Genomic DNA, 17,601 nt, shown 5'->3' on the forward strand with positions numbered 1-17,601 from the left:
GTGCGGAACGCGGCGGGGCGGCGTCAGGGCGCGCGGCGGTCGCGGGCGCCGAGGCCCTCGTCGTCGGAGTCCGTCCACAGGGTGCTGTCGTAGGGGGTGTCCGGGACCGTCACCATCCGGGACGGTTCCGGCGGAGCCGGTGCGGGCTTCCGCCGGGCGGCCGCGGCCTGCTGCTCCAGCCGCTCGACCTTGCGCGTCAGCTCGTCCAGGTTGCGTCGTACAGCGGTCAGGTCGTCGTGCAGGGACATGATTTGCCCTCATTTCCGCCAGGGTGCGGTGGCAACGCTCATGTGCGCCTGCGAGTGTCGCGCTTCGCGTCCCCCCTTGTGAAGGGACGTGCAGCGATTGCGGGCGCGCAGGCGTGAACTGTGCGCCCCTCCCTGCCACCCATTCTCTTCCCCCGTCCGGGGGAACGCCCCCCATGCCGTGCCGACGGGATTGGTCCGCACGGGTGGGGTTCGCGGCGTGGCGAGAGGCGGCTGCGGAGGGCGCGCAGTGCCGTCGATTTCAGTGGATTCCGGCAACCGGTGTGATCAGCTCCATATACCGCCGAACGTGATCACGCTTCCCCCAAGCCCCGCCCCGGAGGTACCACCCATGTCCCAGAGAAGGCGCAGGTCCTTGGCGCTCCTGACCTCGGGAGTCCTCGCACTGCCGCTGCTCACGGGCTGCGGCGCGGGTGACGACGAGGGCGGCCCGGCCGCCGCAGGGCAGGACATCGCGACGACCACCCGCGACAAGGTCGCCGACGGGGGCGTGCTGCGGTGGGCGGTGGACGCCCTCCCGGACACCCTCAACGCCTTCCAGGCCGACGCGGACGCCGCCACGAGCAGGATCGCGGGTGCCGTGCTGCCGCACCTTTTCGTGCTGGACGCCAAGGGGCGACCGGTGGCCAATCCCGACTACCTGGAGAAGGCCGAGGTCATCGAGCGGGAGCCCAAGCAGGTCGTCCTGTACAAGCTGAACCAGCAGGCCGTGTGGAGCGACGGGCGGGAGATCGGCGCACCCGACTTCGTGGCCCAGTGGCGCGCCCTGAACGGCAAGGACTCGGCCTACTGGACGGCGCGCAACGCCGGCTACGAACGCATCGAGAAGATCGAGAGGGGCAAGACCGACCTGGAGGTCAGGGTCACCTTCGGCAAGCCGTACGCCGACTGGCGCTCGCTGTTCTCGCCGCTCTACCCCAAGCAGGTCATGGGCACCCCGGACGCTTTCAACGAGGGTGCCCGCGGCGCGCTCAAGGCCACCGCCGGCCCCTTCGGGCTCGGGGCGATCGACAAGAAGACCGGGACCGTCGCCCTGACCCGCAACCCACGCTGGTGGGGGAAGCAGGCCAAGCTGGACACGCTGGTCCTGACGGCGGTGCCCCGGGCCGGCCGCCCCGCGGCGCTGGCTGCCGGGAAGCTCGATCTGGCGGAGATCGACCGTTCGGGGGCCGACCGCATCGCCCTGGCCCACCGGGACGCCTCCGGCAAGGGCGGCGCTGGTGCGGGCGGGGCCCCGGCGCACGGTCCGGGCGCGGCGATGACCCCGGCGCAGGCCACGCTGTCCTGGGCGACCGCCTTCGGTACGGACGAGGAGAAGGCGGAGCAGGAGCAGGAGAACCGCGCCAAGCACGCCGAGTCGGTGAAGCGGTACGCGGACGAGCAGAAGGGCCTGCGAGGCTTCACGGTCCGCAAGTCCCTGGAGCCGGCCTACACGCAGCTGGCGATGAACGGGGCGTCCGGCCCGCTGGCGGACGAACGGGTGCGCCGGGCGGTGGCCCGCGCCCTGGACCGCCAGGCGCTGGCCGACCTCGTGCTGGGACCGCTCGGCCTGCCCGCGAAGCCGGTCGGCAGCCACGTGGCCCTGGCCGGGCAGCAGGCGTACGCCGACAACAGCGCCGCCCTCGGCGGCCAGGACGCCAAGGCGGCCCAGGCCCTCCTCGCCGACGCCGGCTGGCGCCGCGGCGGCAAGATCACCGAGCCGGCCGGTGCCAAGGCGGGCCCGGAGAGCGCCCCGCAGGACGACGGCAAGACGCCCGCGGGCCCGGGCACCGGGAACGACGGCCTCTACATCGTGGGCCAGGACGACGGGGCCAACGGAGACCGGCCGCAGGCCGCCGGCGCCGACACCACCGCGGCCGGAGACGACCGGGACCGTGTCTCGCCGGTGCTGGCCCCCGCCCCCTTCGGCGCCCAGCAGCAGGCCTCCCTCCTGGCCCAGGCGGCCCACGCCCGCTCCGTGGCCGACGACGGCAAGCGCAGCCCGGCCCGGGACGGCGACGCGGCCGACCCGGCCAAGGGCTCGCCGGCCCCGGCCAAGCAGGCCACCCGCACCTCGGGCAACATGCTCGCCAAGGACGGCAAGGCGCTCACCCTGCGCTTCGTCCTCCCGGCCGGCCCCGGCTCGGAGTCCCTGCGCACGGTCGGCGAGCGGATCTCCGAGACGCTCCGCAAGCTCGGGGTGAACACCGAGACGACCAAGGTGGCCGACGACAGCTTCTTCAAGGACCACATCGCATCGGGCCAGTACGACCTGGCCTTGTACTCCTGGCCGGCCACGGCCTTCCCCGCCACCGACGCCCGGCCGATCTTCGCCAAGCCGGAGCCGGCGGCGGACGGCTCGCTCCTCGTCGAGCAGAACTACACGAGGGTCGGCACCGACCACATCGACCAGTTGTTCGACCAGGCTCTCGGGGAGCTGGACGAGGCGCGGTCCCGCGAGCTGGTGCGCAAGGCCGACGCCCGGATCTGGGCGGCGGCCGGATCCATCCCGCTCTTCCAGCGCCCGGAGCTGGTGGCCGTCAGGCCCGGCCTCGTCAACGCCGGCGCCTTCGGCCTCGGAGCCCCCCGCTACCAGGACATCGGCTGGAAGAAGGCGCCGACCGCCAAGGACAAGAAGAAGTAGCCCTGGCGAAGATGTGGTGACAAAGCGGTTCCTGTCAGGTTGACCCGCGGGGCGCAACCTCAGATGTGACTCAAGTCCCTTGCCCGCCGGAACTCCGGCGGGCAAGGTCGTGGATACCCGTTGACCCGCATGATTTCCGGCAGGAACGGCGGTCCGGGCACCCCACCTCGCGCTCGGCCGTGCTCATTCCTCCGGCCTCTTGACAGACCCCCCGGCAGGCGGTTCCCGCCATTCGACGTACCATGGGGTAAGGCCGTGGCAGGTTTTCGCCCGGTCGAGGCGCGCGTGCCAGGCCGTACGTGACGCCATCCACGATCCCGGGAGAAGCGCCGAAGTGCCCACGCGCCACGACATCCGTAACGTCGCCATCGTCGCCCACGTCGACCATGGCAAGACGACCATCGTCGACGCCATGCTCAAGCAGGCCGGTGCCTTCGCCGCCCACCAGCAGCTCGACGACCGCATGATGGACTCGAACGACCTGGAGCGTGAGAAGGGCATCACGATCCTCGCCAAGAACACGGCGGTGAAGTATCACCCCAAGGACGGCGGGGCCCCGATCACGATCAACATCATCGACACCCCCGGCCACGCCGACTTCGGTGGCGAGGTCGAGCGCGGTCTGTCGATGGTCGACGCCGTCGTCCTCCTGGTGGACGCCTCGGAGGGTCCGCTGCCGCAGACCCGCTTCGTCCTGCGCAAGGCCCTCCAGGCCCGGATGCCCGTCATCCTCTGCATCAACAAGACGGACCGCCCGGACTCCCGGATCGACGAGGTCGTCAACGAGACCTACGACCTGTTCCTGGACCTGGACGCCGACGAGGACCAGATCGAGTTCCCGATCGTCTACGCCTGCGGCCGTGACGGCATCGCCTCGCTGACCAAGCCGGAGGACGGCACCGTCCCCGCCGACAGCGAGAACCTGGAGCCGTTCTTCTCCACGATCCTGGAGCACGTCCCGGCCCCGACGTACGACGAGGAAGCCCCGCTCCAGGCGCACGTCACCAACCTCGACGCCGACAACTTCCTCGGCCGCATCGCGCTGCTGCGCGTCGAGCAGGGCGAGCTGCGCAAGGGCCAGACGGTCGCGTGGATCAAGCGCGACGGCACCATCTCCAACGTCCGCATCACCGAGCTGATGATGACCGAGGCGCTGACCCGCAAGCCGGCCGAGGTCGCCGGTCCCGGTGACATCTGCGCCGTCGCCGGTATCCCCGACATCATGATCGGCGAGACCCTGGCCGACCCGGAGAACCCGATCGCGCTGCCGCTGATCACGGTGGACGAGCCGGCCATCTCCATGGTCATCGGCACCAACACCTCCCCGCTGGTCGGCCGCGGCGGCACGGGCAAGGGCGCGGACGCCAAGTCCGCCGTCAAGGACCGCAAGGTCACCGCCCGCCAGGTCAAGGACCGCCTGGACCGCGAGCTGATCGGCAACGTCTCGCTGCGCGTGCTCGACACCGACCGCCCGGACGCCTGGGAGGTCCAGGGCCGCGGTGAGCTCGCGCTGGCGATCCTCGTCGAGCAGATGCGCCGCGAGGGCTTCGAGCTGACCATCGGCAAGCCGCAGGTCGTCACCCGCGAGATCGACGGCAAGGTGCACGAGCCGGTCGAGCGCATGACGATCGACGTGCCCGAGGAGCACATGGGCGCCGTCACGCAGCTCATGGGTGTCCGCAAGGGCCGCATGGACAACATGTCGAACCACGGCTCCGGCTGGGTCCGCATGGAGTTCGTCGTTCCGTCCCGTGGCCTCATCGGCTTCCGTACGGAGTTCCTGACGCAGACCCGCGGCACCGGCATCGGCCACTCCATCCACGAGGGTCACGAGCCGTGGTTCGGCCAGCTGGTCACCCGTAACAACGGCTCCCTGGTCGCCGACCGCGCCGGTGCGGTCACCGCGTTCGCGATGACCAACCTCCAGGAGCGCGGCGTGCTGTTCACCGACCCCGGCACCGAGGTGTACGAGGGCATGATCGTCGGCGAGAACTCGCGCTCCGACGACATGGACGTGAACATCACCAAGGAGAAGAAGCTCACCAACATGCGCTCCTCCTCCGCCGACACCTTCGAGGCGATCGTCCCGCCGCGCAAGCTCTCCCTGGAGCAGTCCCTGGAGTTCTGCCGCGACGACGAGTGCGTCGAGGTGACCCCGGAGGCCGTGCGCATCCGCAAGGTCGTGCTGGACCAGAAGGAGCGCTCGCGCACCGCGTCGCGGGCCAAGTCCGCCAAGTAACAACCGCGTTCAGGCGGCCGGTCCCGGGGTTTGCCCGGGCACCGGCCGCGCCTGCCGCGGCCGGCCGCCAGGGCCGGGACAAGCAGCAGCCCCTCCTCTCACGGACTCCGTGAGGGGAGGGGCTGTTCGCTTACGTCAAGCGGATTTTTGTGTTCACGTGTCCGCATACCGACCGTGACACTCCGGATGATGAGCCAACCGTCCGTTTCGCACGTGTCTGTCTCCTATCCGTTTGTCCGGATTTCGGGTTTCTGCCGCGGATCGATGTTGTGAAAACGAGACCACTTAAGTGTGGTTTACGGCCTGGCCGTACTTGAGGATGGCTCCATTGAGCTCGGGTCAATGGGTCACGCGATGTGGGGATCGCGCCGACTCACGAGCACACTATGGGCAGGAAACCACTCGCCGTCAGGGGTGTCGGCGAGGTTTTCATGCCCCTCAAGTCGATCAGTGGACTCATGAGGAGGAAACCCATGCGCGGTGCGAAGAGCGCCAAGTGGGTCGTGGGCGCGGTTGTCGTCGCCCTGGCCGCTACCGCCTGTGGCGGCGGTGACGGTGACAGCAAGGACAAGGGCAGCGCTACCGGCGGCGGTACGTTCCGCCTGGGCAGCACGGAGCCGGACACCATCGACCCGGGGCGCGCCCACGAGTCCACGGGCATCCTGCTGTCGAACGCCCTGTTCACCGGCCTGTACGGGAACACCCCCGACGGTCTGGCCGAGCCGCTGCTCGCCGAGTCGGCGACCTCGGACGAGGCTTGCACCTCGTGGACCTTCAAGATCAAGCCGGACACCAAGTTCTCCAACGGCGAGGTCGTGGACGCCGAGGCGTTCGCCCGCGGTTGGGCGCGTTCCGCGCACAAGGCCGCCGCGTCCGACGTGGCGTACCACTTCGCCGGCATCAAGGGCTACGCGGAGCTGCAGGACGGCTCGGCCAAGACCTTCTCCGGTGTGACCACCCCGGACCCGCACACCCTCAAGGTGGACCTGGAGAAGGCGGACTGTGAGTTCGTCCTGAAGACGGCCCACACCGCCTACAGCCCGGTCCCGAAGGCCGCCAAGGTCGGCGAAGAGGACAAGGCGTTCGGCGAGGCCCCCATCGGCAACGGTCCGTTCAAGATGGACGGCAGCTGGGAGCACAACAAGGCCATCAACCTCGTCCGCAACGACGACTACGGCCTGGAGAAGGCGAAGCTGGACAAGGTCCAGGTCACCCTCCTCAACGACAAGACCGCGCAGCAGCTCGAGTACGACGGCTTCCAGGCCGGCACGTTCGACTACGCGCACATCCCGACGCCGATGCTGAAGACGGCCGAGGCGAAGTTCAAGCCGCAGAACAAGTGGTTCGCCAAGGACACCAGCGGCATGAACTTCGTTCTGCCGATCGGTGACAACGGCCCGACCAACAACAAGGACGCCCGTCTGGCGATCTCCTACGCGATCGACCGTCAGGCCATCGCCAAGGGTGTCTTCCAGGGCTTCCAGACCCCGTCGACGACCATCGTGCCGCCGTCGTTCCCGAAGGCGTACCAGAAGGACCTGTGCACCTCCTGCCTCAAGCAGGACGTGGCCAAGGCCAAGGAGCACGCCGAGAAGGGCGGCCTGAAGCCGGGTACGGAGATCAAGTTCTCCTTCAACACCGGTGCGGGCCACGAAGAGTGGGTCCAGGCCATCGCGCGTCAGCTCGAGGACGTCCTCGGCGTGAAGGTCAAGCTGGACGGCAAGGACTTCCCGGGCATGCTCAAGGAGCAGCAGGGTTCCGGCGCCACCGGCGTCTACCGCTTCGCGTGGGGCGCGGACTACCCGACCCCGGAGAACTTCCTGTTCCCGCTGCTGCACTCGTCCTCGATGTCGAAGGACGCGGACGGCAACGTGACCGGTGACAACCGCGTCCGTTACAACAACCCCGAGTTCGACAAGCTGATCGACACGGCCCGCGCCACCAAGGACGAGGCCGCGCGCATCGCGATGTACAAGCAGGCCGAGAAGATGGCCATGGACGACATGGCCCTCATCCCGACCTTCAACCGTTCCCAGTTCCGCCTGATGGCGACCGACAAGTTCAACGGTCTGGACGACATCAACTTCAACGAGGACCCGATCCTCGAGAAGATCTCGCTCAAGAAGTAATCGGTTCGGACGGTATATCCGTCAGGAGCGAACGTGCCGCGGCCCCCGGGTGACCGGTGGGCCGCGGCCCCGCTCGGCAGGCCGTTTTTACTTCGGCACCCCTCACATCCGCGGGCAATCCCCGCCGGCCGAGAGCCGGCCCGTATACCGGGCCGGAGGCCGCTGCTCCCAGAAGCGGCCAGGTAGAGAGGCACAAACATGGGAAGGTACGTCGCCCGTCGCCTCGGGCAGATGGTCGTGGTCCTCATAGGCGCGACCATGGTTCTGTTCGCTTGTCTGTTCGTTCTCCCCGGTGACCCCGTGGGCTCGATCGCAGGCAGCGACAAGGCACGCGACCCAGCGGTGGTCGCGGAGCTCAAGGCGCGGTACGGGCTCGACAAGTCGCTGCCCGAGCAGTATGTGAACTACGTGTCGAAGGTCGCGACCGGAGACCTCGGCGAGGACTTCATCCAGCGCCGCGAGGTGTCCGAGATCCTCGGCCCCAAGCTGGCGAACACCGCGAAGCTGGCCTTCCTGGCCATCGCCCTCGTGACGGTGTTCGGTATGGGCGTCGGCATCATTGCCGCCCTGTATAGATACAGCATCTTGGACATGGCCACGACATTCTTTACGACCATGGCGGTGGGCTTCCCCACGTTCGTGATCGGCATGCTGCTCATGAAGTGGTTCGCGGTCGAACTCCAGTGGTTCCCGCAGCTCGGTGGAGACAAGCTCGAAGGCATGATCCTCCCCGCGATCACCCTCGCCATCACCGACGTCGCGTTCGTCGCCCGCCTCACCCGCGGCACGATGCTCGAGGTGCTGCGCGCCGACTACGTGAAGACCGCCGTGGCCAAGGGACTTCCGCGCCGCCGCGTGCTCTTCAAGCACGTGCTCCGCAATTCCTCCATCCCGGTCGTCACCTACCTGGGCATCTCGTTCGGCGCACTTCTCGGTGGCGCGCTCATCACCGAGGCGATCTTCAACTGGGACGGTGTCGGTCTGGCACTGGTCCAGGCGATCCAGCAGCAGAACAACCCGATCGTGATCGGTGTGGTGACCTACAGCGTCGCCATCTTCGTCGTCCTCAGCCTCATCGTGGACCTGCTGTACGCGGCCCTCGACCCGCGTATCCGCCTCAGCTGACCGCCCCCAAGGAGGATTTCCTCATGTCTGAGCTCGTCAAGAGCCCGGCGATCGGGGACGAGAGCCCCGTGCCGGCCACCCCGGCCGCCCCCGAAGCAACCCCCAAGCAGCTCACCCAGTGGGGCGAGATCCGCCACCGCTTCGTCCAGAACAAGCTGGCCGTCGTCGGTCTCGTGATCATCTGCCTGCTGTTCATCACCGCGATCTTCGGCAACATGTTCACGCCGTTCGACCCCGGTGCGCAGGACCTGGAGAACACCCTCGCGTCGCCCAACGGCACGCACTGGATGGGCACCGACGCCCTGGGCCGCGACATGTTCTCGCGCCTCATCGCCGGTACCCGCGTGGCCATGTTCGTCGGCCTCGCCTCGATCTTCTTCGCCGTGCTGATCGGTGTCACCCTCGGCGCCATCGCCGGCTACTTCGCCGGCTTCGCCGACACCCTCGTCATGCGCGTCGCGGACGTCTTCCTCGCGTTCCCGCTGATGATCGGCGCCGTCGTCATCATCCTCGTCACCGGTCGCGGCATCACCCCGGTGATCATCTCGCTCGCGGTCTTCTCGTGGGCGACCGTCTCCCGACTGCTGCGCAGCTCGATCCTGTCGGTGCGCGAGATGGACTACGTCCACGCGGCCAAGGCGCTCGGCGCCAGCGGCGGCCGGATCGTCCGCACCCACATCCTGCCCAACTCGCTGACCCCGGTCCTGGTCTACGCGACGTTCAACGTCGGTACCACGATCATCGGTGTCGCGGCGCTCTCGTTCCTCGGCGCCGGTGTCCCGGTCGACGTGCCGGAGTGGGGCAACATGCTGGCGGCCGGGCAGGCCTTCATCGGGGTCCACGACTACCTGTGGCTGTACCCGAGCCTCTTCGTCGTCGTCACCGTGCTCGGCTTCGCCTTCGTCGGCGACGGCCTGCGTGACGCGCTCGACCCGAAGCTGCGGTAGGGCCGCCCGATGCTCCGAGACAACATCAGCAAGCAGGACGAAGGTGGCGGCGTGACGACGTCGGAGATTCTCAGCGTTGCGGAGACGGGCGGCGGGTCCGCAACGCCGCTGCTGGAGGTGGACAACCTCCAGGTCGAGTTCAAGACCCGTGACGGGGTCGCCAAGGCCGTCAACGGCGTGAGCTACAGCGTCAGCGCCGGCGAGACCCTCGCCGTGCTCGGCGAGTCGGGCTCCGGCAAGTCCGTCACCGCGCAGGCGATCATGGGCATCCTCGACAGCCCGCCCGGGCGCGTCGCGGGCGGTGAGGTGCGCTTCCACGGCAGGGACATCCTCAAGATGTCCGACGAGGAGCGCCGCAAGCTCCGCGGCGACAAGATGGCGATGATCTTCCAGGACGCGCTGTCCTCCCTGAACCCGGTCTACTCGGTGGGCGACCAGCTCGGCGAGATGTTCCGGGTCCACCGCGGCATGTCCAAGAAGGACTCGAAGGCCAAGGCCATCGAGCTCATGGACCGCGTGAAGATCCCCGCCGCGAAGGCGCGCGTGGGCGACTACCCGCACCAGTTCTCCGGCGGTATGCGCCAGCGCATCATGATCGCCATGGCGCTGGCCCTGGAGCCGGACCTGATCATCGCCGACGAGCCCACCACGGCTCTCGACGTGACCGTCCAGGCCCAGGTCATGGACCTGCTCGCGGAGCTCCAGCGCGAGATGAACATGGGTCTGATCCTGATCACCCACGACCTCGGCGTGGTCGCCGACGTCGCGGACAAGATCGCGGTCATGTACGCCGGCCGGATCGTCGAGACCGCTCCGGTCCACGAGATCTACAAGCGCCCCTCGCACCCGTACACCCGGGGTCTGCTGGACTCGATCCCGCGCCTGGACCAGAAGGGCCAGGAGCTGTACGCGATCAAGGGCCTGCCGCCCAACCTGCTCCGCATCCCGACGGGCTGTGCCTTCAGCCCCCGGTGCCCCAAGGCGCAGGACATCTGCCGTACGGAGATCCCGGTCCTGCACCCGGTCACCGAGCAGGACGGCACCGAACTGCCCGGCCGCGGGAGCGCGTGCCACTTCTGGAAGGACCAGATCCATGGCTGAGCTCAGCAAGACGAACACCGAGCGCGAGCCGATCCTCCAGGTCCGCAACCTGGTCAAGCACTTCCCGCTCACCCAGGGCATCCTGTTCAAGAAGCAGGTCGGCGCGGTCAAGGCCGTCGACGGCGTGTCCTTCGACCTGTACCAGGGCGAGACCCTGGGCATCGTGGGCGAGTCCGGCTGCGGCAAGTCCACGGTCGCCAAGCTCCTGATGAACCTGGAGCGCGCCACCGCGGGCGAGGTCTTCTACAAGGGCCAGGACATCACCAAGCTGTCCGGGCGCGCGCTGAAGGCCGTCCGCCGCAACATCCAGATGGTGTTCCAGGACCCGTACACCTCGCTGAACCCGCGCATGACGGTCGGCGACATCATCGGGGAGACCTTCGAGATCCACCCGGAGGTGGCCCCGAAGGGCGACCGGCGCCGCAAGGTCCAGGAGCTCCTGGACGTCGTGGGCCTGAACCCGGAGTACATCAACCGGTACCCGCACCAGTTCTCCGGCGGTCAGCGCCAGCGCATCGGCATCGCCCGCGGCCTCGCGCTCAACCCGGAGATCATCATCTGCGACGAGCCGGTGTCCGCGCTCGACGTGTCGGTGCAGGCGCAGGTCATCAACCTGATGGAGAAGCTCCAGGACGAGTTCAACCTGTCCTACATCTTCATCGCGCACGACCTCTCGATCGTCCGGCACATCTCCGACCGGGTCGGCGTCATGTACCTCGGCAAGATGGCCGAGATCGGCACCGACGCGCAGATCTACGACCACCCGACGCACCCCTACACCCAGGCGCTGCTGTCGGCGGTCCCGGTCCCGGACCCGGAGGTCCGCGAGTCCCGCGAGCGCATCATCCTCACCGGTGACGTCCCGTCCCCGGCCAACCCGCCGTCGGGCTGCCGCTTCCGCACCCGCTGCTGGAAGGCCCAGGACAAGTGCTCCACCGAGGAGCCGCTGCTGGCGATCCCGGAGCGCTTCAAGGGCGTCGACAGCCTGGCGGCGCACGAGTCCGCGTGCCACTTCGCCGAGGAGAAGGCCATTCTGGCCGTCTGACGCACCCGCTCGACCCCACGGCCGGCCCCCGGCGCCTCACGGCGCCGGGGGTCGGCCCTTTTGCGTGCGCCGCGGGGCGCTGCCGTCCCGGGGAACGGGGCGCGGGACACCCGCCCGTCCCTGGGCGGGGGCCGGGCCGTACGCAGGGAAGGCGCCCACCTCGCGGGACGGGTGCCTTCCGCGTGCGGCGCGGGGGTCCCACGTCCCGGCGGCCCGTCCCATTGCCGCTGCGGGCCCGTCCCGGGGCGGGCGGGACGGGCGGGACGGGGCCGCTGGCCTGGGAGTGTTTGCCACGGCGGGACACCGTCCGCCACCCCCCCCACTCGACACGGGAGCCGCTTTGAAGACGTACGCCCGCAGATTCGCCACCGCTGGTTCGGCGCTGGTGCTGGCCGCGTCGGGCCTGTTCATGGCCTCGACCCCGGCGTCCGCCGCGACGTCCTGCCTGGGTAGCACCTGCACCGGCAAGGACCCGGCCACCACCACCTGCCAGAACGACGCCAAGACCGTCGCGAGCTCCATCCTCGGCACCGAGCTGCGCTACAGCCCGTCCTGCCGGGCCGCGTGGGCGCGTTACCCGGGCGGCACCAACTGGGTGCACACCATCAAGGTCGAGAACTCCCAGGGCAACGCCTACAGTGCCCGCTTCAACGGCGGCGGCGGTGGCGCGGTCTGGACGCGCATGGTGAACGACAAGGACATCGTCGCCCGCGCCTGCGCCACCGACGATGGCGGCTACGCCTGCTCCAGCTGGTACTAGAGGCTGTCCGACCCTGATCCGTCGGACACCCCCTAGGGCGTCCCGCCCTCGCCCGCCCCACCCCAACACCCGCCCACGGAGTTCTCCTTGAGCATCATCGTCCGCAAACTCGCCACCACCGGCTCGGTCCTGGCCCTGGCCGCCTCCGGTCTGCTGTTCGCCTCCACGCCGGCGTCCGCCGCGACGTCCTGCCTCGGTAGCACCTGCACCGGCAAGGACCCGGCCACCACCACCTGCCAGAACGACGCCAAGACCGTGTACTGGGACGGCTGGCTCAACGTGGAACTGCGCTACAGCCCCAGCTGCCGTGCCGCATGGGCCCGTTGGCAGGGCGCCGGGGGTACGACGGAGCCCCTGAAGATCCAGATCGAGAACAACCAGGGCGCCACCTACTCCGTCTCCACGACCGGCGCCTCTGTCTACACCCGCATGGTGAACGACAAGGATGTCCTGGCCCGCGCTGCCGGCTTCAAGAACGGCGGCTCCCAGTACTCCTACACCGCCTGGTACTAGGCCGTGAATCCCCTCCTGCGCAGGCTCGCCACCACCGCGTCCGCATGCGCCCTCGCCGCGTCGGGCCTGCTGATGGCCTCGACCCCGGCGTCCGCCGCGACGTCCTGCCTCGGCAGCACCTGCACCGGCAAGGACCCCTCCACCACCACCTGCCAGAACGACGCCCGCACGGTGAAGACCGCGAGCTGGGGCGTGGAACTGCGCTACAGCCCCTCCTGCAGGGCCGCCTGGGCCCGCAAGACATCCGGCGCCTCCTTCGACACCGACATCAAGGTCGCCAACTCTCGGGGCGCCTCGTACACGACGTACTACGGCGGCAACGGCACGGTGTTCACCCGGATGGTCGACGACCTGGACATCACCGCCCAAGCCTGCGAGCAGCGCGCGTTCGGCTACTCCTGCACCGACTGGTACTGACAGCGAAGGAACTCCACATGAACCCGGTCGCAGGACCGCGTCCCCACCGCCGTGCCCTGCTCAAGGGCGGTCTCGCCCTCGGTGCGGCCGCGGCGTTCCCCCTCGGCGGTGCCGGCCTGGCCCGGGCCGCCGCCGGGCCGGCGATCGCCGGCTGTTCCGCCTGGGGCGCCCGCCCGTCGGCCGGCCCCGTCAAGATCCTCGCCGTACCGCCGCAGAAGATCATCGTGCACCACACGGCGACGCCGAACGTCACCGACCCAGGACAGGCCCAGGCGTTCGCCCTCGCCCGGTCCATGCAGAACTGGGCCATGGACACGAACCACTGGATCGACACCGGCCAGCACTTCACCATCAGCCGCGGCGCCCACGTCATGGAGGGCCGACACAACAGCCTGGCCGCGCTCCAAGACGGCGCCCACACCGTCGAGGCGGCCCACTGCGCCGGCCAGAACACCGTGGCCATCGGCATCGAGAACGAGGGCACCTACACCACCGTCGAGCCCGGCAGCAGCCAGTACGCGGCGCTGGTCGAACTGTGCGCGCACATCTGCCGCCAGTACGGACTGCGGGCCTACCAGATCTACGGGCACCGGGACTTCAACGCCACCGCCTGCCCGGGGGACCGGCTGTACGCGATGCTGCCCAGGCTGCGCCGCGACGTCGCAGCCCGCATCGGAGGCGACGCCACCGCCCCCGTGTGGCCGCTGCTGCGGATCGGCGAGTCGGGCGACCGGGTGCGGGCGCTGCAGCACCTGCTCGTCGGTCGGGGCGCGGCGATCACCCCTGACGGGGCGTTCGGGCCGGCCACCGAGAAGGCCGTGCGCGACTTCCAGACCCTTGTGACCGCGACCGCCGACGGGTACGCGGGCAACCAGACCTGGCACCAGCTCGTCGCCCCCGTCCGCCGGGGCGACGGAGGCGAGGCGGTGAAGGCCGTACAGCTCCTCCTCACCGCGCGCGGCGTCCCGACCGGCGTCGACGGCGCCTTCGGGCCCGGGACGGGGGCAGCGGTGACCGTCTTCCAGAACACCGCCGGCCTTCCCGCGGACGGCGTCGCGGACGCCCGCACCTTCAGCCGGCTGCTCGGCTGACCCCCGTAAGCCCGGCCCCCTCACCCCCCACCGACAGGAGAAGTGCACCGTCATGCCGTCGACCACCCGGCCACCGGCCTCCCCACGCTCCCGGACGCCCGCCACCCGCTGGGCGGTCCTCCTCGCCGCCGTCGTATCGCTGCTGATCGGCCTGGGGGCACCCGCCCACGCGCTGCCCGGCGCCTTCGTCCCGACACAGAGCAAGGGCAATCGCGGCTCGGACGTCGTCGCTCTCCAGTACCTCCTGGGCGCGCAGGGCAAGAACCTCACGGCGGACGGGGTGTTCGGTGTCGGCACCGACACCGCCGTACGGGAGTTCCAGAGGGCGAAAGGCCTGGACGTCGACGGCGTCGTCGGCCCCAGCACCTGGCAGGCCCTGGCCGTCACCGTTCGCGAGGGCGACAGCGGGGAGGCGGTCAAGGCCGTCCAGTACCTGCTCAACGCCAAGCGCGGCGCCGGCCTGACGGTCGACGGCGCCTTCGGCCCCGGCACCGCCGCGGCCGTCCGCACCTTCCAGGGCCACGCCGGCCTCGGCGCCGACGGCATCGTCGGTCAGGGCACGTGGACCAACCTGCTCTGGCATTACGAGTACGCCGACTACACCGCGGGCACCCTGTGCAACCAGAGCCCCGACGGCAACACCTCCGCTGATTGGGGCACGGCCGCCGCCGTAGCCCAGCTCGAAGCAGCGGCCCGGACGTTCGCAGCCACCGGCAACGGGAAGCTGCCGGTCGGTGACATCGCCTTCGAGCACGGCGGGTCCATCAACGGTCACGCCAGCCACCAGGTGGGCCTCGACGCCGACCTCTGGCCGGCCCGTACGGACTCGGCGCAGTGCACCGGTTCCCGCATCACCTGGGAGTCCGCCTCCTACGACCGCGCCGCGACGCGCGAGCTGGTCAAGGCGCTGCGTGCGGCCGCCCCCGGACACGTCAAGTTCGTCTACTTCAACGACCCCCAGCTGATCGCCGAGGGACTGACGGTCCAGTACCCGAACCACGACAACCACGTGCACATCCGCTACTGCGAACCGGTCCACCCGAACAGCAACTACCAGTGCTGAAGCCGCAGTCCGAGATCCCCACAGAAGCAGAAGCAGAAGCAGAAGCAGAAGCAGAAGCAGAAGCAGAAGCAGAGGAAGAGGAAGAGGAACACGCAATGAGAAGACTCCCGGGCATGGCAGCCGCACTATTCGCCACCCTGCTGGCCGCCCTCGTGGCAGGCCTGCTCACCGCCCCCGTCGCGCAGGCCGCCGACTGGCCCCTGGTCCGCAAGGGCGCCACCGGTGCCCAGGTCACGACGATCCAGCACCTGCTGACCGCCCGCGGCCACAGCACCGGCGCCGACGGTGACTTCGGCGACGGCACCGAGGCCAAGGTGAAGGCGTTCCAGAGCGCGAACGGCCTGTCGCCGGTGGACGGCATCGTCGGTGGCGACACCTGGTCCAGGCTGATCGTCACGGTCGGCAAGGGAGCGAACGGCCCGGCCGTCAAGGCGGCCCAGGTCCAGCTCAACCGCTATGGATACGGACTGGCCGTGGACGGCGCCTTCGGTGACGGCACCGACGCCAAGGTGAAGAGCTTCCAGTCCTCCAAGGGCCTGGACGCCGACGGCATCATCGGCCCCGATACCTGGCAGGCTCTGGTCACCGGCTCCTCCGGCAGCAGCGGCGGTGGTACCAGCACCGTGCTGACCCACTCCCAGGCTGCCGCGATCTTCAACGGTGCGGGCATCGGCTGGACCTCGTCGGGCAACTGCTCCAACCGCAACAGCACCAGCTGCACCTCCTTCGACGGTCTGCGCCGCGCCTCGGCCGACGGTGCGGTCGCCCTGCGCCGTGCCTCCAACTGCGCGCTGACCATCACCGGCGGCTCGGAGACCGGCCACGCGGGTGGCACGTACAGCCACTGGAACGGTTACAAGCTCGACTTCAGCCCCACCGGCTGCCTGAGCAACTACATCACCGCCACCTTCCCGCGCACCGGCACCCGCGGGGACGGCGCGGCGCTCTACACGGCGCCCTCGGGCAACATCTACGCCCGCGAGAGCAGCCACTGGGACGTGACCTTCCTCAACTGAGCAACTGGCTGAATAGTGCACGGATTTATGGGGCATCCGAGTCCGACTCGGGTGCCCCGGCCGTCGTTTCCAGAGGCGATGTACCCTCCCCGTTCAGTACGCAGTATTGGATCAGCAGGGGACCGAGGTACGCCAGATGGTGGTCGACAAGGGGGGCGACGGCGGCTCGCCGCCGTTCAGAGACCAGCTCGCGGAGGCAATGCGCGGGATGAAGGAGGAAGCCAGGTTCAGTTACGGCAAGCTGGCCGAAAAGACCCACTACAGCCGTTCCTCCTGGGAGAGGTTCCTCAACGGCAAACAGCTGCCGACCACGGTCGCCGTCGAGGAGTTCGCGGCCGCCACGGGAGCCGACGCCGACGTCCTGCTCGCGCTGCTGGCGAAGGCCACCGCGTACGAGGAGTTCCGCGCGGCCCGGCAGCAGCAGGCGGCGGCCCCGCACCCGGCGCCGGAACACGCCGCGCGGCCCGCGTCCACGCCCAGGTCCTCGGTGCCGGCGACCACGACCGGGCCGGCGAACGTGCCCGCGACCGCCCAGGCGCCGCAGGCCTCCTCGGCCCGCCCCCCGCGGCTACGGGAGTGGAGGAGCCATGCCCGGACGGCGGCGCTCGTCGTCGCCGGGGCCCTGGTGGGCAGCATCGCCACCGTTGTCATCGGCGGTGGTCCCGGCGGCGGCGCGGCCGCCGACTCCAGCCGGGCCGGCGCCCAGCCCTCCGGATCCGCGGCCGGAGCACAGGCGTCGTCGCCGAGGCCTCCTGCCTGCTCCGCGGACACCTGTCTGCGGCGCGAGCCCCAGGCGATGGACTGCCACTGGGACGGCACCACGGTCCGGGAGACGTGGCTGCGCGGGCTGAAGATCCAGCTCCGCTACAGCGCCGCCTGCCGGGCCGTCTGGGGCCGGATCGAGAACGGGACGGTGGGGGACTCCGTCACGATCAAGGACAAGGGCGGCCGGGAGGAGTCGGCCACGATCCGCGTGGACAACGACACCTACACCCGGATGCTGGCCGTCAGCGCCGACGCACCACCCGACTCGGTGATCATCTGCGGTCAGATACCCCGGTACCAGGAATCCGAGTGCTCGCCCCTCGGGTCGGTCCTGCCCTGACCTGTTGCGCACACCGGTTGCGACCCCGGGATCCCGGGCCCGAGAGTGACGCGGTCACCGTCACCGTATGGCCCGCCGGTCCCGGGGACGCCATCGACAACCGGGCTGCGCCCAACGCCGTGGACATGATCGAGATCGGCCGTCCCGAAACCGACCTCGGC

The 17,601-nt window shown here is 69.6% G+C and carries 15 protein-coding genes and 1 pseudogene; 15 read left to right on the forward strand and 1 reads right to left on the reverse strand.

Annotated elements, in window-relative coordinates; genetic code table 11:
- Positions 1-23 precede the first annotated feature (23 nt).
- Positions 24-248 carry a hypothetical protein gene (locus ACFW2G_RS16845; RefSeq protein WP_037919491.1) on the reverse strand — a complete coding sequence of 75 codons (225 nt, stop codon included), beginning with the start codon at positions 246-248 and terminating at the stop codon, positions 24-26.
- Between the two features lie 349 nt (positions 249-597).
- Between ACFW2G_RS16845 and ACFW2G_RS16850 the strand changes: the two genes are divergently transcribed.
- The 15 genes and pseudogenes from ACFW2G_RS16850 to ACFW2G_RS16920 all read left to right on the forward strand — a co-directional run bounded on the left by ACFW2G_RS16850 (position 598) and on the right by ACFW2G_RS16920 (position 17,440).
- The gene (locus tag ACFW2G_RS16850) at positions 598-2,889 is read left to right on the forward strand and encodes an ABC transporter family substrate-binding protein (protein WP_384583010.1); all 2,292 of its coding nucleotides are present in this window, start codon (positions 598-600) and stop codon (positions 2,887-2,889) included.
- A gap of 334 nt (positions 2,890-3,223) precedes the next feature.
- The gene (typA, locus tag ACFW2G_RS16855) at positions 3,224-5,128 is read left to right on the forward strand and encodes a translational GTPase TypA (protein WP_037919495.1); all 1,905 of its coding nucleotides are present in this window, start codon (positions 3,224-3,226) and stop codon (positions 5,126-5,128) included.
- Positions 5,129-5,601: 473 nt separating this feature from the next.
- Positions 5,602-7,257: an ABC transporter substrate-binding protein gene (locus ACFW2G_RS16860; RefSeq protein ID WP_384583013.1), complete on the forward strand. Its 1,656-nt coding sequence runs from the start codon at positions 5,602-5,604 to the stop codon at positions 7,255-7,257.
- Positions 7,258-7,455: 198 nt separating this feature from the next.
- A complete protein-coding gene (locus tag ACFW2G_RS16865; RefSeq protein ID WP_037919497.1) occupies positions 7,456-8,382 on the forward strand; it encodes an ABC transporter permease in 927 nt (308 codons plus the stop codon).
- 23 nt (positions 8,383-8,405) lie between these two features.
- Entirely contained in the window at positions 8,406-9,329 is a 924-nt protein-coding gene (locus tag ACFW2G_RS16870) for an ABC transporter permease (RefSeq protein WP_384452955.1), read from the forward strand.
- A 9-nt stretch (positions 9,330-9,338) separates the two neighbouring features.
- Positions 9,339-10,430: an ABC transporter ATP-binding protein gene (locus tag ACFW2G_RS16875; RefSeq protein ID WP_078556152.1), complete on the forward strand. Its 1,092-nt coding sequence runs from the start codon at positions 9,339-9,341 to the stop codon at positions 10,428-10,430.
- Complete coding sequence (locus tag ACFW2G_RS16880) at positions 10,423-11,475, forward strand: ABC transporter ATP-binding protein (protein WP_037919501.1); 1,053 nt, start codon at positions 10,423-10,425, stop codon at positions 11,473-11,475. Before ACFW2G_RS16875 ends, ACFW2G_RS16880 begins: the two co-directional genes overlap by 8 nt.
- A gap of 340 nt (positions 11,476-11,815) precedes the next feature.
- Positions 11,816-12,235 (forward strand): DUF2690 domain-containing protein, encoded by a 420-nt coding sequence (locus ACFW2G_RS16885; protein ID WP_384454318.1) that lies wholly within the window; start codon positions 11,816-11,818, stop codon positions 12,233-12,235.
- Between the two features lie 87 nt (positions 12,236-12,322).
- A complete protein-coding gene (locus ACFW2G_RS16890) occupies positions 12,323-12,748 on the forward strand; it encodes a DUF2690 domain-containing protein (RefSeq protein ID WP_384454321.1) in 426 nt (141 codons plus the stop codon).
- 3 nt (positions 12,749-12,751) lie between these two features.
- On the forward strand, positions 12,752-13,165 hold the full coding sequence (locus tag ACFW2G_RS16895) for a DUF2690 domain-containing protein (protein WP_384454324.1): 414 nt from the start codon (positions 12,752-12,754) through the stop codon (positions 13,163-13,165).
- Positions 13,166-13,182: 17 nt separating this feature from the next.
- Positions 13,183-14,256, forward strand: coding sequence for an N-acetylmuramoyl-L-alanine amidase (locus ACFW2G_RS16900; RefSeq protein ID WP_384583016.1), 1,074 nt, complete (start codon positions 13,183-13,185; stop codon positions 14,254-14,256).
- A 52-nt stretch (positions 14,257-14,308) separates the two neighbouring features.
- Positions 14,309-15,319 carry a penicillin-insensitive murein endopeptidase gene (locus ACFW2G_RS16905; RefSeq protein WP_384454330.1) on the forward strand — a complete coding sequence of 337 codons (1,011 nt, stop codon included), beginning with the start codon at positions 14,309-14,311 and terminating at the stop codon, positions 15,317-15,319.
- A gap of 113 nt (positions 15,320-15,432) precedes the next feature.
- A pseudogene (locus ACFW2G_RS16910) lies at positions 15,433-15,696 on the forward strand (peptidoglycan-binding protein); the annotation flags it as partial.
- Complete coding sequence (locus tag ACFW2G_RS16915) at positions 15,670-16,335, forward strand: peptidoglycan-binding protein (RefSeq protein WP_384583052.1); 666 nt, start codon at positions 15,670-15,672, stop codon at positions 16,333-16,335. The pseudogene ACFW2G_RS16910 and the gene ACFW2G_RS16915, both read left to right, overlap by 27 nt.
- A 136-nt stretch (positions 16,336-16,471) precedes the next feature.
- Positions 16,472-17,440, forward strand: a complete 969-nt coding sequence (locus ACFW2G_RS16920; protein ID WP_384454336.1) for a DUF2690 domain-containing protein — start codon at positions 16,472-16,474, stop codon at positions 17,438-17,440.
- Positions 17,441-17,601: the final 161 nt, after the last annotated feature.

The sequence above is a fragment of the Streptomyces sp. NPDC058880 genome (assembly GCF_042742535.1).
In the GTDB taxonomy this organism is placed as follows: domain Bacteria; phylum Actinomycetota; class Actinomycetes; order Streptomycetales; family Streptomycetaceae; genus Streptomyces.

Coding starts and splice junctions, on each gene's coding strand:
- ACFW2G_RS16870 (WP_384452955.1), top strand. CDS start 8,406: ATGTCTGAGCTCGTCAAGAGCCCGGCGATCGGGGACGAGAGCCCCGTG.
- ACFW2G_RS16875 (WP_078556152.1), top strand. CDS start 9,339: ATGCTCCGAGACAACATCAGCAAGCAGGACGAAGGTGGCGGCGTGACG.
- ACFW2G_RS16905 (WP_384454330.1), top strand. CDS start 14,309: ATGCCGTCGACCACCCGGCCACCGGCCTCCCCACGCTCCCGGACGCCC.
- ACFW2G_RS16860 (WP_384583013.1), top strand. CDS start 5,602: ATGCGCGGTGCGAAGAGCGCCAAGTGGGTCGTGGGCGCGGTTGTCGTC.
- ACFW2G_RS16865 (WP_037919497.1), top strand. CDS start 7,456: ATGGGAAGGTACGTCGCCCGTCGCCTCGGGCAGATGGTCGTGGTCCTC.
- ACFW2G_RS16900 (WP_384583016.1), top strand. CDS start 13,183: ATGAACCCGGTCGCAGGACCGCGTCCCCACCGCCGTGCCCTGCTCAAG.
- ACFW2G_RS16850 (WP_384583010.1), top strand. CDS start 598: ATGTCCCAGAGAAGGCGCAGGTCCTTGGCGCTCCTGACCTCGGGAGTC.
- ACFW2G_RS16880 (WP_037919501.1), top strand. CDS start 10,423: ATGGCTGAGCTCAGCAAGACGAACACCGAGCGCGAGCCGATCCTCCAG.
- ACFW2G_RS16920 (WP_384454336.1), top strand. CDS start 16,472: ATGGTGGTCGACAAGGGGGGCGACGGCGGCTCGCCGCCGTTCAGAGAC.
- ACFW2G_RS16845 (WP_037919491.1), bottom strand. CDS start 248: ATGTCCCTGCACGACGACCTGACCGCTGTACGACGCAACCTGGACGAG.